This is a genomic window from Nocardia sp. X0981 (assembly GCF_977089955.1).
This window is the reverse complement of sequence record NZ_OZ372435.1, coordinates 3,510,873-3,526,349: the sequence shown is the minus strand read 5'-3', so window position 1 is coordinate 3,526,349 and position 15,477 is coordinate 3,510,873. Positions and strand designations below refer to the sequence as shown.

The window sequence follows — 15,477 nt, the reverse complement described above, 5'->3', positions numbered from 1 at the left end:
TACGGCCGGGTCGAACCCGGTCGCCGCACCACGCCCGCCACCCCGGCTGACCGGCGCCCCCGCGTATCCACGCGGGCCCGTGATCCCGTCGCACCCCTCGAAACCCACCGAGAACCGTATGCCGCCCGCAGACCCGCCGAGCTTCCGCCGCCACCCGTGCGTCACCCCGGTCCGCAGCACCTACCGGCTCCAACTACGTCCCGACGGCCTCACCTTCGCCCAGGCCGCCGCGATCGCCGAATACCTACAGCAGTTGGGTGTATCGCATCTGTATCTCTCCCCGGTGATGACCGCGGCGCGCGGTTCCACCCACGGCTACGACGTCACCGACCCCACCGCGGTCTCCCCCGGCCTGGGCGGGCCCGTGGGTCTGAAGAGCCTCGCCGACGAGGTCCGCGATCGCGGTATGGGCCTGATCATGGACCTGGTGCCCAACCATGTCGGCGTCGCGGATCCGCAGCAGAACATATGGTGGTGGAATGTCCTGCAGTACGGCCGGAAATCCCGGTTCGCTTCGTTCTTCGATATCGACTGGAGCCCGGGTAACGGGGTGGGCGGCCGGCTGGCCCTGCCCGTCCTGCGCAGCGAGAACGATCCGGCCGCCCTCACCGTGGACCGGTCCGGTCCCGAACCGATGCTGGCCCTGCACGATTTGCGTTTCCCGATCGCGCCGGGCACCGACGGCGACAACGCGCTGCGCATCCACGACAAACAGCATTATCGGCTGGTCAGCTGGAAATCCGGTATCTGCGGCTACCGCCGGTACTGTTCGATCAACGGCCTGGCCGCGCTGCGCCAGGAGGATCCGCAGGTATTCGAGGCGACCCACCGGGAACTCGCGGCCTGGTGCGAACACGATCTCATCGACGGGGTCCGGGTGGACCACCCGGACGGCCTGGCCGACCCGGCCGGTTATCTGCAGCGTCTACGCGCCCTGATCGGCCCGACCCGGCTACTGCTGGTGGAGAAGACCCTCGCCAACCGGGAACCCCTCGACCCGACCCTGCCGATCGACGGCACCACCGGCTACGACGGTATCGCCGATTTCGGCGGCGTCCTGCTCGAACCCGCCGGGGAGGCGATTCTCACCGAACTGTCCCGGCACGTCACCGGCCACGGCAGCGACCGGGTATGGGTCGGCGAGAAGGAACACCGCATCAAACGGGCGGTGGCCGAGAGCATCCTCGTACCGGAGATCCGCCGACTGGTGGCGGCGATCAAAACGGACGCCGGCGCCGAGGATTTCGATACGATGGCGCTCACCAATGCCACCATCGAGGTGCTGTCCTTCCTGCCTGTGGCCCGGGCCGACTACACCCCGTTGGCCGGAATGATCAGCGCGGTCGTCGCCGAAGTGGAAAAACGCAACGCCGAACTGCGGGTCCCACTGTCGGTCCTGGTCACAGCACTGATCGCCGGAGGTACCGCATGGACCCGGTTCCATCAGGTGAGCACCGCCATCGGGGCGAAAGCCGTCGAGGACACCCTCTTCTATCGCGCCGTCCGGCTGGTCTCGCTGCAGGAGATAGGCGGTAACCCGGCCCGTTTCGGCCGCACGGTCAACGAGTTCCATCTCGCCAATGCCGCACGGGCCAGCCGCTGGCCTGCCTCGATGACGACACTGTCCACCCACGACACCAAGCGCGGTGAGGATGTGCGGGCCCGGATCGGCATCCTGTCCCAGGTGCCGCGGATGTGGGCCCGCGCGGTCACCCTGTGGCTGGAGAAGTTGCCCCCGCCCGACGGCGCCACGGCGCTGTTCCTGTTGCAGAACATGTTCGGGATATGGCCCGCCGACGGCCGTCCCGCACCGTCGGTGCCCGGGCTGCGGGAGCGGGTGCACCGCTTCGCCGAGAAGGCGATGCGCGAATCCGGAGAGCACACCTCCTGGGAGGAACCGGACCTCGAATTCGAGAACGCCGTGCACACCTGGCTGGATCAGGTGATCGACGGGCCGGTGGGCCGCCAGCTCACCGATCTCGCGCACGATCTGGCGCCGCACGCCTGGTCCGATTCACTGGCACAGAAGTTGCTGCAGTTGTGCGCGCCGGGTATCCCCGATATCTACCAGGGCTGTGAGATCTGGGAGGACGCGCTGGTGGATCCGGACAACCGCCGTCCGGTGGATTTCGGGTCCCGGGCCGGGATGCTGCACACCCTGACCACCACTCCACCGCTGGATATCACCGGCGCGGCCAAGATGTGGGTCGTGGCCTACGCGCTGTGGCTGCGCCGCGAGCGACCGGAGTGCTTCGTCGGAGGCACCTACACCCCGATGTTCGGTAACGGCGAGCACGCCGACAAACTGGTGGCGTACGCGCGCGGGCGGATCGGCGCGGAGCCCGAGATCATCGTGGCGGTGACCCGGCACAGCGTAGCGATCGGTGGGACCGGCTGGGGCGATACCTATCTCGAGTTGCCGTCCGGGTCGTGGACCGACCGCCTCACCGGCCACACGTTCCAGAACCGCGGCCGGGCGGAGAAACTCTTCGCCCGGCTGCCGGTCGCGCTGCTGGTCCGCTGAATCCGGGCCGGCCGGGATCAGGGCTCGGACGCGGCGACGGTGATCCGCGGAAACGGGGCCTGCGCCTCGAGCAGGAAGGCCAGTTCGAGGAGCAGGCGTTCGCCGCCGTACGCACCGCTGAGCATCACTCCTATCGGCATACCCGTACCGGTGAGACCGGCCGGGACCGCGATGGAGGGCGAACCGGTGACATTGTTGATCGGTGTGTAGCCCACGAAATTCGTGACCCGCTCGATCAGTTCCGCGAACGGGACCCCGGGCCGCAGATAACCGAGTTCGGGGGTGGTATGGGTGAGCACCGGCGACAGGATGGCGTCGTAGCGGGTGAGCACCCGGTCGTAGTCGGCGCGGGCCTTGTTCAGCCGGTACAGCGCCCCCGGCGTGGTGAGCAGACGTCTGCGGAAGGAAGCGGCGAGTCCTTTGGTGAAGGCATCGAGCCGGGCGGCATCGAACGACCGTCCGTGACCGAATTTGCCGGTGACGCCGGACATCTGCGCCAGAAAACCCCAGTACTGCAGGAAGTCGTGGACCAGATCCGGGGCTACCGGGGAGTCCATCGGTTCGACGAGATGCCCGGCGCTTTCCAGCAGGCTCGCGGTGGCGGTGACGGCCGCGGTGGTCTCGGCATCGGGTTCCCGGCCGTTGCAGGCGGTGGTGAGCAGTCCGATGCGCAGCCGCCGCGTGGGCGGACCGGTCACCGTACCGATGGGCGGGAGGTCCGGGTTACGCCAGTACCGTTCGGCGGCGGCGTGATACGCGGCCTGATCGCGGACCGAGCGTGACAGCACACCTTCGGACACCAATTTGATCGGGAGTTGGCGTGCCTGCGCATTGTCCCGATGCCGGAAACGGCTGGGTTTCAACGAGACGAGCCCGGCGCACGCGGCCGGGATCCGCAGCGAACCGCCGCCGTCGTTACCGTGCGCCACCGGCACCACGCCCGCCGCCACCAGGGCGGCCGACCCGCCCGACGAACCGCCCACCGTGTACCCGGTGTCCCAGGGATTGCGGGTGGGATCACTGCTTTCGAATTCCGTGGTGGAGGTGAAGCCGAATTCGGGCATGGTGGTCTTCCCGAGCACGGTGATACCGGTGCTCAGCAACTGGGCGGTGAACCGGTCGTCCCGGGCCGCGGGCCGCGGTGTGATCGCCGCGCTGCCGTGGCAGGACGGTAGCCCGGCCACATCGGTGTTGTCCTTGACGAAGGAGGGAACCCCGTACCACACGCCCGAATCGTCCCCGGCCTGCCGGGGTTGTGGGCACCGGTAGGCGATCGCGTTCAGCCGCGGATTCACCGAATCCGCCCGGGCCAGCGCCGCCTCGGCGAGCTCCGCCGGGCTCACCGCACCGGAGCGCACCTGTTCGGCGAGTCCCACCGCGTCGTATTCGCCCAGCGCGTCGTCGGTGAAGGCATGTACTCGATCGGTCATGAGTCGGCTCGCGTCTACCTCGGGGGCCCGGACGGCTCGGCCCGGAACCACGTGGACATGTGTTCAACTCGGACCAGGGTAATCCGCGAACCGCTATCGAGTGCCGGCCGCGCGCCACCGGCCCGTCGTCCAGAGCAGCACACCGAGCCCGGCGCCGAGCAGCACACCCGCCTGCGCCGAACCCAGGACCAGTGCCGCGACCAGGAAGACCAGCAGTCCGATCGTCAGGGCCTCCAGTTTGTACACCGGCCAGTCCGACCCCGCGATATCGACCACCGACCCGGCGCGGACGGCCTCGCGCGTCTCGACGGAAGGTGATGCGGCCATATGTTCAGGGTACCCGTGGACGAGGTTTCGGTCCATCGAACTTTTGGGGTCCCGGGAACACCCGCCGGTGCCGAGGCGTTGCCCGGGGCATGCCATTGACTGGAGAATACGCCCCGTCCACCTCCGACTGGGCCCGTGAACAGGCCGAGAAGATCGAGAATTCCGGCGGCGCCGAGGGCACCACCCTGCAGGGTATGCCGGTGGTGGTGCTCACCACCGTGGGCAACAAGAGCGGCAAGCTCCGCAAAACCGCGCTCATGCGGGTGGAGCACGACGGCGAGTACGCGATCGTCGCCTCTCTGGGCGGCGCGCCCAAACACCCCGTCTGGTACCACAATGTGGTCGCCCACCCCCATGTGGAACTGCAGGACGGCCCCGTCACCAAGGATTACACCGCCCGCGAGGTCTTCGGCGAGGAGAAGGCCGTGTGGTGGGAACGAGCGGTGGCCGCCTACCCGCCCTACGCCGACTATCAGCGCAGAACCGAGCGGCAGATCCCGGTCTTCGTCCTGACCCCGCGCTGAGCGCGCCGACACCCCGAATCGGGCGGAAAGCCCAGGACAGGATACCCGCCGCGCGCGCCGGCCGCGGCGGGTGGCAGCATTGTCGGGGTGTCCGATGTGCTGACCGAACTGCCCGAAGCCCGTCCCGCGCTGACCGCGGACGAGATCGACTCCGCGGCCGAGCGCATCACCCATATCATCGAGCCCACGCCGCTCCAGCCGTGCCCGCGCCTGTCCCAGCTGACCGGGGCGCAGGTGTATCTCAAACGCGAAGACCTCACCGTCGTGCGCTCCTACAAACTGCGCGGCGCCTACAACCTCGTCGTACAGCTCAGCGAGGCCGAACGCGCGGCCGGAGTGGTGGCGGCCAGCGCCGGTAACCACGCCCAGGGAGTGGCGTTCGCCTGCCGGTCCATGGGTATCTCCGGGCGGATCTACGTGCCGACGACGACCCCCAAGCAGAAACGCGACCGCATCCGGGTCCACGGCGGGGCGTTCGTGAAGCTGATCGCGGTCGGTGAAACATTCGACGCCGCCGCCGCGGCCGCCGCCGAGGATGTCCGGCGCACGGGGGCCACGATGGTGCCACCGTTCGACGACACCCGCACCGCCGCGGGGCAGGGCACCATCGCCGCGGAGATCCTGGCCCAGCTCGGCGCCCCGCCGGACCTGGTCATCGTACCGGTGGGCGGTGGCGGCTGCCTGGCCGGAATCGGCACCTACCTGCGTGAAAGAGCCCCGGGGACGGGCATCCTCGGGGTCGAACCGGCCGGTGCGGCGTCCCTCACCGCGGCGCTGGTGGCCGGTGCGCCGGTCACCCTGCCCGAAGTGGATCCGTTCGTGGACGGTGCCGCGGTGCGCCGGATCGGCCGGGTTCCCTACGACGCGATCTCCCGATTCGGCGGGCGAGTGGTATCGCACGGATCGCTACCGCTGCTCACCGCCACCGAAGCCGACGGTACGGGTGCTTTCCGGCTGCTGCGGGTCGACGAGGGTGCGGTGTGCACCGCGATGCTCGACCTCTACCAGAACGAGGGGATCATCGCCGAACCGGCCGGCGCACTCGCTGTCACCGCCCTGCTGGAGGCGGCCCCGGAGCCCGGTTCGACCGTTGTCTGCCTGATCTCCGGCGGTAACAACGATGTCTCCCGCTACGGCGAGGTCATCGAACGCTCTCTGGTGCACCAGGGGCTCAAACACTATTTCCTGGTGGACTTCCCGCAGGAACCCGGCGCGCTGCGGCGGTTCCTGGACGAGGTGCTCGGTCCCGAGGACGACATCACCCTGTTCGAGTACGTCAAGCGCAACAACCGGGAGACCGGTGCCGCGCTGGTGGGTATCGAATTGGGCGACCGCACCGGTCTGCGCCCGCTGCTGAACCGGATCGCGGAGACACCGATCCGGTGCGAACGGCTCGAACCCGGCTCCCCCGCCTACCGCTACCTGACCTGACCGTTCAGGCCGCCGCCTCGCGGGGCGTCCGGCGGGCGATCCGCCGGGCCGACCGCGCTCCCGCCACGACCAGCGGCAGTAGCCAGGCGAACGCGGACTGATCCAGCGCCAGCGTGTCGAGCGAGAGCCGGTTGTGCACGAAACCGATCGACAGGCCGCTGTCGGGATCGGCCCACCCGAACGAACCACCCAGCCCGATATGGCCGAAGGCCCGCGGCGCACCGACGGTCGGCATGGCGTGGTAGCCCAGATGCCAGAACGGTCCCAGATAGAGGAACAGCCCGGTATCCGGCCGGTAGCGTTCGATCCGGCGAATGGCCTGGACGGTGGCTCCCGACAGGTACCGCCGCCCACCGGCGAAACCACCGCAGGCCAGCGGCTCGTACATCGCGGCCAGTCCGTTGGCGGTGCACACCCCGTTGGCGGAGGGCATCTCGGAATCGAGCACGGGCGGATGGGGCCCGCTCACGATCGCCTCCGCGCCCGGAATGAACAGCGAGCGGCTGCTCACCCCGAGCGCACCGGGAACGGCCTGGAGCAGGGTCACCAGCCGTGCCCCGCGCGGGGTGCCGGCGAAGGAGAAACCCGTTCCGAAGCTTTCCGCGGCCAGGGTGAGTGAACCCGCCGGCGGACGGCCCAGATGGATACCCTCGATACCGAGCGGAGCCGCCACCTCCTGCTGGAAGAGTTCCTTCATACTCATCCCCGTGACCGACCGCGTGATACCGGCGAGCAGCCAGCCGTAGGTGATCGCGTGGTAGGCGGGCACCCCCAGCAGACGGTCGGGAGTGGCGGCGGCCAGACGTTCGGCCATGAGCTCGTGATCGAGCAGTTCCGCGCCCTGAGCCGCGAGCGCCCCGACGCCGGACAGCCCCGCGGAATGTGTGAGCACCTGCCGCACGGTGATGCGGTCCTTCTTGTTGCACCCGAACGCGGGCCAGTATTCGGCGACCGGAGTGTCGTAGTCGATGAGCCCGCGGTCGACGAGGCGGTGCACAACGGTGGAGGCGATGCCCTTGGTCGCGGAGAAGACCATGGCTCCGGTCTCACGTGTCCAGGTTCTGCCGGGGGCGGATTCGCCGGTCCAGATATCGAGAATCGGTTCCCCGTGCCGGTACACCGCCAACGACGCACCCACACCCTTGCGGCCGCCGTAGGCCCGGGTGAAGGCGGACGTCAGCCGCCGGAATTCTGGTCCGGCGGTGCCGGCACAAGCAACGCTGCTCATCCTTACACAGTAAGGTCACAGGATACTTCCGGGCAATGCCCGTCCGGGACGGTTGACGCCGCGCCGGCCCCGACGCCCCACCACGCCGCCCGGCCGCGGCCGGGCGGCGCCGACCCGCGCGGATCCCCGGATGCTCGTCCGGGACACCCACCCCCGCGCGACCGGCCGTGCGATGAATTCCGGCTCGTGGTATATACGCCTCGATATAGTGGGCCCCATGACCTCCTTGGAACCGCCGGTCGTGCGGGACCAGGTGCGCGGTGACGCGCTCCCGGTCGCCGATGCGACCGTCTACGCAGGCTGGTTTTCCTGCCTGGCCGACCCGACCAGGGTCCGGTTACTGCACCAGGTCGCCACGAGTCCCGCCGGGATCCACATCGGAGAAATCGCCGAGGCACTCGGTATCGGACAACCCACCGTCTCCCATCACGTCCGCAAACTCACCGACGCCGGTTTCGTCACCGTACACAGAGAAGGCACCGCCACCCTCGTCACCGTCAACCCGCATCGCTGCACCGAACTCCCGCACACCGCGGACGCGGTGATGGGCATCCTGACCCCGCAGCCGCCGTGCCCGGACGATCCACCCCACGATGTGGGCGTCCGGGCGATGACCGACGCCGACTGGGATCCGGTCCTGGCCATCTACACCGCGCGGGGCACCGCCTACCCGGCGATCGTCGCCGCCGAAACCCCCGACCGGCGCACCCTGGACCGCGAGTGGCTTCCCGGCCACCGGTGGGTGGCCGAGATCGAGGGCCGGATCGCGGGCTGGGCCGCTCTCACCCCGGTGTCGGGCCACGAGTTCTACCGGGACGTCGCCGACAGCTGCGTTATGGTGGCCGACGATCTCGAAGGTCGCGGTGTGGGCACCGCCCTGCTCCGGCAGCAGGTCGTGGCCGCGGAGGAAGCCGGGCTGCGCACCCTGCAGACCACCGTGTTCCCCGAGGACCGCGTCGGCGTTTCGCTCCATCACGCGGCCGGGTTCCGCACGGTCGGTATCCGGGAACGGATCGGCCGGTTCGAAGGCCACTGGCGCGACGCCGTCCTGCTGGAGCGGCGCAGCCCGCTCAACTGAACGGCACGGCAGGATTCCGGACCGGCCGGCTACCGGCCGGTCCGCACCGGTCGCAGGATCACTTTCAGCCACAGGGTGGACAGACCGCACATCACGCACAGCACCGCGATACCGGCGGTCAGCCACGCATCGAAGGACAAACCCCGGACTCCCGCCGCGCCGTAGCGCGCCAGCGGGTGGATACCGGCCGTCGCCATGGCCACCGTGCCGAACAGCGACACCAGCGAGGTCGGCACCCAGCGCAGCCGGCGGAAGGGCCGTACCACCGCCTCCGGCGCGTTCCCGGAGAACACCTGCCCGACCCGGAACCAGGCCACCGCGTTCGGCAGCAGGACGGCCAGATCGAGCAGCAGGGAACACAACGCGACGAGCAGCGCACCGCGCGGCGCGGTATCGGCCGGCCAGGCCAAGGGCAGGAACTCGCCCACGAGCACGAACAGGGTGAGAAACACTCCGGCCACGGCCAGCCCCGACCACACCACGGACCATTTCCATCGGGACACGGCCAGGGCCACCGTGGTGGCACGCTCATCCGGGGTACACGCGTCGTACCAGCCGGGCGCGCCGACGGCGATTTTCATGACACCGTCCTGTACCGGGTCGATCCTGCACCAACACCCGCCGCGCGGGATCCGCTACACCGGCCTCCCCGCCTGCCCGCCGACTCTATCCCCATATCCGTCGCGGGGTGGTGCGAACGGAGGTGATGCGACAGCCCGCGCGGTGTCGCGCGATCATGACAGGGTGGAGCGGAAATCGGGTGGTAGTGACATCGACGGTGTGATCGAGCAGGTCGCACAGCGGATGCGGGAGGAACGCGACCAGTTCATCGGATATCTCTCGGTCGAGATCCGCACCCGGGTGCAGAATCTGGGCCAGGATGCCCGGCTGCAGGAATTGATGGAGGCCGGGACCAACGACAATCTCACGGCTGCGCTCGAATTCCTGGCGAACGGGGCGAGCGCGGACGAGATACGCGCTCCGGACCACGCGGTCGGTTATGCTCGCGCCCTGGCCCGCAACGATGTGCCGGCTTCCGCCCTGGTCCGCGCGTACCGGGTGGGACTGGCGGGATTCCTCGACGTCGCCATGCGCTACGCGACCGAAGCCGGCGGCGCGGATGCCGCCGCGGTGATCGCGCGCATCGTCAACCGCACCTCGCTCTATATCGACCAGGTCTGCGAGCAGGTCACCGTGGCCTACGAACAGGAACACGAGCGGTGGATCGGCAGCCGCGGCGGTTTGCGGCAGCGCTGGGTGAGCCGGTTGCTCGACGGTTCGGCCGTGGATACCGGTGAAGCGGAGCAGGCCCTGCAGTACCCGCTGACCGGGCACCACCTCGCGGTGACCGCGTGGACCGATCCGCAGGTGGGGTCCGCCACCGCGGCGGATGTCCTCGATCAGCTCCGGCTGGCCCTGCTGGGCCTGTTCGGGCGGGTCCACGGAACACTCCTGGTTCCGATGGACGAGCACGAGGCCCGGTTGTGGTTCTCGGTCCCCCGCGCGACAGTTGTCGACGCCGCCGCCATCGAAGACGTCCTGACCGAACGCGGGCTGCCGGTACGAGTGGCGGTCAGCGGCTGCGCGGCCGGACTCGCCGGGTTCCGGCAGGCCGCCGGGCAGGCCGCCCGGGTCCGCCGGCTGGCCCTGCTCGCCGGTCCCGGCGGCGAGCGGGTGCTCTCCTATGCCGATATGGCGGCCACGGCGCTGATGGCGGCCGATATCGATACGCTGCGCGAGTTCGTCGCCGATCAACTCGGCGAGCTGGCGGTGGACAATCAGCGCAATCTGTGGCTGCGCGAAACCCTGCGTGTCTTCCTGGCCCTCAACCACAGCTATGCCGCGGCCGCCCAGGAACTGGCCGTCCATCGCAATACCGTGCAGTACCGCGTCCGGCAGGCACTGAACCTGATCGGTGCGCGACGCACGGGCCACGACGCGGATCTGCATCTGCGGCTGGCCCTACAGGCCACACACCGGCTCGGTGCGGCGGTCCTGCGCCCGGGGACGGCATCTCGCTGAATCCACATCATTCGGACATCACGCCTATAGGCACGGCGCGGCAGGCACCGGAATAGTGCCGCGAGCACAAATACCGGAGAACCTTTCATGCCGCCGGAATATGGTGTGCCCGACCATATCCGCCGTATGGTTCCGTTGTTCCGCGAACCGCGCCCCTGGGTGATCAGTACCGGACGAACCGTCGCCCCGCGCCGTAGACCGGTATCCCCCGCGGTCCGGATCCCCCGTTCACGGGACGCGCCCCCGCACCCCATCCCGCCCGCCTCAGGAGTTGTTCGCTGTGCCTTCGATCCAAACCGTCCGCGGTGCCGTCGACACCGCCGCCCTCGGCGTCACCCTCATGCACGAGCACATCTTCGTGCTCAGCTCCGATGTACAGCAGAACTATTCGGCCGAATGGGGATCGGAGCGGGAGCGGGTGGACGATGCCGTACGCCAGTTGACCGCCGCCTACGAGGCGGGAGTGCGCACCATCGTGGACCCGACGGTGGTGGGCCTCGGCCGCTACATCCCCCGGATCGCCCAGATCGCCGAGCGCATTCCACTACAGCTGGTCGTCGCGACCGGCCTCTACACCTACGACGACGTGCCGTTCTTCTTCCGGTACCGGGGTCCGGCGCTGGATCCGCTGCTCGGCACGCATGTCCCCGATCCCCTGGTCGATATGTTCATCAGCGATATCCGCGACGGTATCGCCGGTACCCGGGTGAAAGCGGGCATGCTGAAATGCGCCATCGACGCCCAGGGCCTGACGCCCGGCGTCGAACGGGTGATGCGCGCGGTCGCCCGGGCACACCACGAAACCGGGGTCCCGATCACCGTGCACACCCATCCCGATTCCGGATCGGGATTCGAGGTCAAGCGCGTCATGTGCGCCGAGGAGGGGGTCGACCCACGGCGGATCGTACTGGGGCACAGCGGCGACACCACCGATATCGACTACCTGACCACCCTCGCGGACGCCGGATTCGTCCTGGGTATGGACCGGTTCGGGATAAATCTCGACACCACCTTCGAGGCACGCGCCGATACACTCATCGAGATGGTGCGCCGCGGATACGCCGAGCGTATGGTGCTCTCCCAGGACTCCAGCTGCTATATGGACTGGATGGAACCGGCCATGCAGGCGGCCGTACTGCCACAGTGGCACTACACACATCTGTTCGACGACGTCATCCCCTATGTCCTCGACCGCGGAATCGAGCAGAAACAGATCGATACGATGTTCGTCGACGTACCGCGCGCGTTCTTCGAAGGCCGGTGATCTCGCCGTCCGAGCCGAATCCGGCAACCGGCGAACGGAACTCGGGCGGTGGACCCCGCGGTGGCCCGCCGGCCACCGGGAACGAGCCGGCGGTACGGACCGCACCGGCCCGACCCGGCGTCCCGCCCCCGGCCCGGGCGGGGATTAGGGTGGGCGATCATGCCTGCTCTGCCCGCTCCGCGCTCTCGTGCGCTGCTCGCCGCGATACTGTTCGCCATCGCCCTGCTGGCGACGGCCTGCGGTGGGGGCGGTGACGGCGCACCCGCGCGTGATCTGTGCGCGCCACCCGGCCCGGAAGCCGCCGCCGCCGCGCCGGAGAACCTGCGCGCCCCGGATGCGGACACCGAGGACCGCTTCACCACGGCCTCGGCGCCCGCGCCGGAATCGGTGGATATCTCCCGCCTGGGCCTGATCCGGCCCGGTGTGCTCAGCGTGGGCACGCTCTCGGACGCCCCGCCCAGTATCTGTGTCGATTCGGCCGGTACCTTCACCGGCTTCGACAACGAGCTGCTGCGGGCGGTGGCCGCGAAGATCGGTCTGCGCGTCGAATTCTCCGGGACCGAATTCGCCGGGTTGCTGGCGCAGGTCGCGGGTGCGCGCTTCGATGTCGGATCCTCCAACATCACCACCACCGACGCCCGCCGGGAGCTGGTCGGCTTCACCAACGGCTACGATTTCGGCTACTTCTCGCTGGTCGTGAAGGACGGCAGCCCGGTACGCGGATTCGCCGATCTGGGGCCCGGCTCCCGGATCGCGGTCGTACAGGGCACCGTCCAGGACGAATACGTGGTCCGGGAACTGGGCCTGGACCCGGTGAAATTCCCCGACTACAACACCGCCTACGCGAATGTGAAGACCGGGCAGGTCGATGCCTGGGTCGCTCCCTCCGCGCAGGCCGAGGGAGCGATCGCGCCCGGCGACGCCACCTCGGTGGTGGAGAACTCCTTCAGCCTGGACAATTCCGTCGCCTGGGCGGTCGCCGAGGACAATCAACCGCTCATCGATGCGCTCAACGCCGGGCTGGACGCGGTGATCGCCGACGGCACCTACGCCCGGCTCTACAGCGAGTGGGTGCCGCGGGAACTACCACCCGGCTGGAAACCCGGATCGAAGGCCGCACCTGCCCCGCAACTCCCCGATTTCGCCGCGCTCGCCGCCGAGGACGCACCGCGGGAACCGACCCGGCAGGCGCCGAAATCCACGCTGGAGCAACTGCGCGACACCTTCTTCGACTGGCAGCTGTACCGTCGGGCTCTGCCGGACCTGATCAAGACCGGCCTGCCCAACACTCTGATCCTGGCCGTGGTCTCCGGTGCGCTGGGCACCGCCATCGGCATGCTGCTCGCGGTAGCCGGAATCTCTCGTACGCGCTGGTTACGCTGGCCGGCCCGGATCTACACCGATATCTTCCGGGGCCTGCCCGCGGTCGTCATCATCCTGCTCATCGGTCTCGGTATCGGTCCGGTGGTCGGCGAGATCACCGGCAACAATCCGTACTGGCTCGGCGCCGTGGCGCTGGCGCTGCTCGCCTCGGCCTATATCGGTGAGATCTTCCGCTCGGGTATCCAATCGGTGGAACCCGGCCAGTTGGAGGCGGCGCGCGCGATCGGCTTCGGCTACCGCCAGGCGATGACGCTGGTGGTGATCCCGCAGGGTGTGCGCCGGGTTCTGCCCGCGCTGATGAACCAGTTCATCGCTTTGATCAAGGACTCGTCGCTGATCTACTTCCTCGGCCTGCTCGCCACCCAGCGGGAACTGTTCGCGGTGGGCCGCGACCTCAACGCGCAGACCGGTAACCTTTCCCCGCTCGTCGCGGCGGGTCTGGTCTATCTGCTGCTGACCATTCCGCTCACCCATCTGGTGAACTACATCGACCACCGCATGCGTACCGGCCGGCCCGATCAGCCGATCGACCCGGTCGAGCAGGCCACGATCACGGAAGGCCGGGGGTAATCCATGAGCGCGTCACTGACCGGTACCGGGCTGCGGCTGCGGCTGGGTGGTAACCCGGTGCTGCGGGGAGTGGATATCCATGTGGACGCGGGGCGCACCACCACGGTGATCGGTCCCTCCGGTTCCGGGAAGTCCACCCTGCTGCGGGTGCTGAACCGGCTCCACGAACCGGACGCCGGGGATATCCTGCTCGACGGGAAATCCGTACTGCAGGAGAACCCCGACCGGCTGCGCCAGCGCATCGGTATGGTTTTCCAGCAGTTCAATCTCTTCCCGCACCGCACGGTGGCCGAGAACATCGCGCTGGGGCCGCGCAAGCTGCGTGGACTGTCCAAGGAGGAGTCGCGCGCGCTGGCCCTGGAACAGCTCGAGGTGGTCGGCCTCGCCGGAAAAGCCGACTCCCGGCCCGCCAATCTCTCCGGCGGCCAGCAGCAGCGGGTGGCGATCGCCCGGGCCCTGGCCATGAAACCGGACATCATGTTCTTCGACGAGGCCACCTCGGCACTGGATCCGGAACTGGTCAAGGGCGTGCTGTCGTTGATGTCGGATCTCGCCGGCGGCGGTATGTCGATGATCGTGGTCACCCACGAGATGGGCTTCGCGCGCAGCGTTTCCGATCACGTGGTGTTCATGGACGCCGGTGTGGTGGTGGAATCGGGTAGCCCCGAGGCGCTTTTCGACAATGCCGAAACGCCGCGGCTGCGACGGTTTCTCGATCAGGTGCTGTAGGCGGGCGCACCCACCGGGCGGGGCGGCAGGGGCACGGTGGTGACCGGACCGCGGCCTCGTCCGGAACCGGGACCGGTGGCCGTCAGCGTTGACGCCAGCTCAGCGGACCGGGCAGGTCGACACTGTTCTTCATGGTACGGGAGTTCCACGACCACGGGCCGATCTCGATACTCCACGAGGACAGACCCGACTGGGTGAAATTCGATTTCAGCGGCCCGAAGGATTCGCGCTGCCGGAATCCGATGGGCATGGACGGCCTCCCTGCCTCTCGGGCCCCGGGATAGCGGATCGGGGTGATTCCCTATGGCCTTCGCCGGTCGGCGGTGCCAGAGTGGGAGACGTGGGTTACTACCGCGACCATATCGTTCCGCGCATCGTGAATACGGCGTGCGGGATGAAATCCAACGAACCGCTCCGGGAGCGAGTGTGCTCCGGCTTGTCGGGCCGGGTGCTCGAGCTCGGTTTCGGTTCCGGCCTGAACGTGCCCTTCTACCCGGCCGGTATCACCGCGGTGAGCGCGGTCGAACCCGCGGACCTCGGCTGGAAGCTCGCCGCCGAGCGCGTGGCCGCCGCCCGGGTACCCGTGACCCGGGCCGCGCTGGACGGGCAGGCACTGCCCTTCCCGGACGACAGTTTCGATACCGCCCTGTCGACCTGGACCCTGTGCACCATCCCCGATATCGACGCGGCTCTCGCCGAGGTGCGGCGGGTGCTGATACCGGGCGGGACCTTCCACTTCGTCGAGCACGGGCTGGCACCGGACCCGAGAGTCCAGCGCTGGCAGCACCGGCTGGACCCGCTCCAGCAGCGGCTCGCGGGCGGGTGCCACCTCGATCGCAATATCCGGGGGCTCATCCAGTCGGCGGGCTTCGGCATCCGCGATATCGAGGTCCTCCGAGGGCCGGGCCCCGCCTTCTTCGATACCCAGTCGCTCGGGGTGGCCGTCAATCCGTGAACCGGCCACCCG

General features: G+C 68.8%; 14 protein-coding genes. 9 read left to right on the top strand and 5 right to left on the bottom strand.

Annotated features, from left to right (window positions below; genetic code table 11):
• The first annotated feature begins 118 nt into the window (after nt 1-118).
• Nucleotides 119-2,524 carry a malto-oligosyltrehalose synthase gene (gene treY, locus ACYR7D_RS15680; RefSeq protein WP_459545317.1) on the top strand — a complete coding sequence of 802 codons (2,406 nt, stop codon included), beginning with the start codon at nt 119-121 and terminating at the stop codon, nt 2,522-2,524.
• A 17-nt stretch (nt 2,525-2,541) separates the two neighbouring features.
• Here the strand turns inward: treY and ACYR7D_RS15675 are convergent, their stop codons facing one another.
• Complete coding sequence (locus tag ACYR7D_RS15675) at nt 2,542-3,954, bottom strand: amidase (protein WP_459545316.1); 1,413 nt, start codon at nt 3,952-3,954, stop codon at nt 2,542-2,544.
• A 93-nt stretch (nt 3,955-4,047) separates the two neighbouring features.
• A complete protein-coding gene (locus ACYR7D_RS15670) occupies nt 4,048-4,281 on the bottom strand; it encodes a hypothetical protein (RefSeq protein WP_459545315.1) in 234 nt (77 codons plus the stop codon).
• Nucleotides 4,282-4,370: 89 nt separating this feature from the next.
• Here ACYR7D_RS15670 and ACYR7D_RS15665 point away from each other — a divergent pair, with 89 nt between their 5' ends.
• Together ACYR7D_RS15665 and ilvA are read left to right on the top strand one after the other, a co-directional pair.
• Nucleotides 4,371-4,805: a nitroreductase family deazaflavin-dependent oxidoreductase gene (locus ACYR7D_RS15665; RefSeq protein ID WP_459545314.1), complete on the top strand. Its 435-nt coding sequence runs from the start codon at nt 4,371-4,373 to the stop codon at nt 4,803-4,805.
• An 87-nt stretch (nt 4,806-4,892) separates the two neighbouring features.
• On the top strand, nt 4,893-6,236 hold the full coding sequence (gene ilvA, locus ACYR7D_RS15660) for a threonine ammonia-lyase IlvA (RefSeq protein ID WP_459545313.1): 1,344 nt from the start codon (nt 4,893-4,895) through the stop codon (nt 6,234-6,236).
• A gap of 4 nt (nt 6,237-6,240) precedes the next feature.
• Here the strand turns inward: ilvA and ACYR7D_RS15655 are convergent, their stop codons facing one another.
• Complete coding sequence (locus ACYR7D_RS15655) at nt 6,241-7,464, bottom strand: serine hydrolase domain-containing protein (RefSeq protein WP_459545312.1); 1,224 nt, start codon at nt 7,462-7,464, stop codon at nt 6,241-6,243.
• Between the two features lie 217 nt (nt 7,465-7,681).
• Between ACYR7D_RS15655 and ACYR7D_RS15650 the strand changes: the two genes are divergently transcribed.
• Complete coding sequence (locus tag ACYR7D_RS15650) at nt 7,682-8,542, top strand: helix-turn-helix domain-containing GNAT family N-acetyltransferase (protein ID WP_459545311.1); 861 nt, start codon at nt 7,682-7,684, stop codon at nt 8,540-8,542.
• A 29-nt stretch (nt 8,543-8,571) separates the two neighbouring features.
• On the opposite strand, the gene ACYR7D_RS15645 is transcribed toward ACYR7D_RS15650, so the two are convergent.
• Nucleotides 8,572-9,123: a hypothetical protein gene (locus tag ACYR7D_RS15645; protein ID WP_459545310.1), complete on the bottom strand. Its 552-nt coding sequence runs from the start codon at nt 9,121-9,123 to the stop codon at nt 8,572-8,574.
• A gap of 163 nt (nt 9,124-9,286) precedes the next feature.
• Here ACYR7D_RS15645 and ACYR7D_RS15640 point away from each other — a divergent pair, with 163 nt between their 5' ends.
• The 4 genes from ACYR7D_RS15640 to ACYR7D_RS15625 all read left to right on the top strand — a co-directional run bounded on the left by ACYR7D_RS15640 (nt 9,287) and on the right by ACYR7D_RS15625 (nt 14,510).
• A complete protein-coding gene (locus ACYR7D_RS15640; RefSeq protein WP_459545309.1) occupies nt 9,287-10,564 on the top strand; it encodes a PucR family transcriptional regulator in 1,278 nt (425 codons plus the stop codon).
• 280 nt (nt 10,565-10,844) lie between these two features.
• On the top strand, nt 10,845-11,828 hold the full coding sequence (locus ACYR7D_RS15635) for a phosphotriesterase family protein (protein WP_459545308.1): 984 nt from the start codon (nt 10,845-10,847) through the stop codon (nt 11,826-11,828).
• A 159-nt stretch (nt 11,829-11,987) separates the two neighbouring features.
• Nucleotides 11,988-13,781: an ABC transporter substrate-binding protein/permease gene (locus tag ACYR7D_RS15630; RefSeq protein WP_459545307.1), complete on the top strand. Its 1,794-nt coding sequence runs from the start codon at nt 11,988-11,990 to the stop codon at nt 13,779-13,781.
• 3 nt (nt 13,782-13,784) lie between these two features.
• Nucleotides 13,785-14,510, top strand: a complete 726-nt coding sequence (locus tag ACYR7D_RS15625) for an amino acid ABC transporter ATP-binding protein (RefSeq protein WP_459545306.1) — start codon at nt 13,785-13,787, stop codon at nt 14,508-14,510.
• An 82-nt stretch (nt 14,511-14,592) separates the two neighbouring features.
• Here ACYR7D_RS15625 and ACYR7D_RS15620 read toward each other — a convergent pair whose 3' ends face one another.
• Nucleotides 14,593-14,760 (bottom strand): DUF4236 domain-containing protein, encoded by a 168-nt coding sequence (locus ACYR7D_RS15620; RefSeq protein WP_459545305.1) that lies wholly within the window; start codon nt 14,758-14,760, stop codon nt 14,593-14,595.
• A gap of 90 nt (nt 14,761-14,850) precedes the next feature.
• On the opposite strand from ACYR7D_RS15620, the gene ACYR7D_RS15615 reads away from it, so the two are divergent.
• The gene (locus ACYR7D_RS15615; RefSeq protein ID WP_459545304.1) at nt 14,851-15,465 is read left to right on the top strand and encodes a class I SAM-dependent methyltransferase; all 615 of its coding nucleotides are present in this window, start codon (nt 14,851-14,853) and stop codon (nt 15,463-15,465) included.
• The last annotated feature ends 12 nt before the right edge of the window (nt 15,466-15,477 follow it).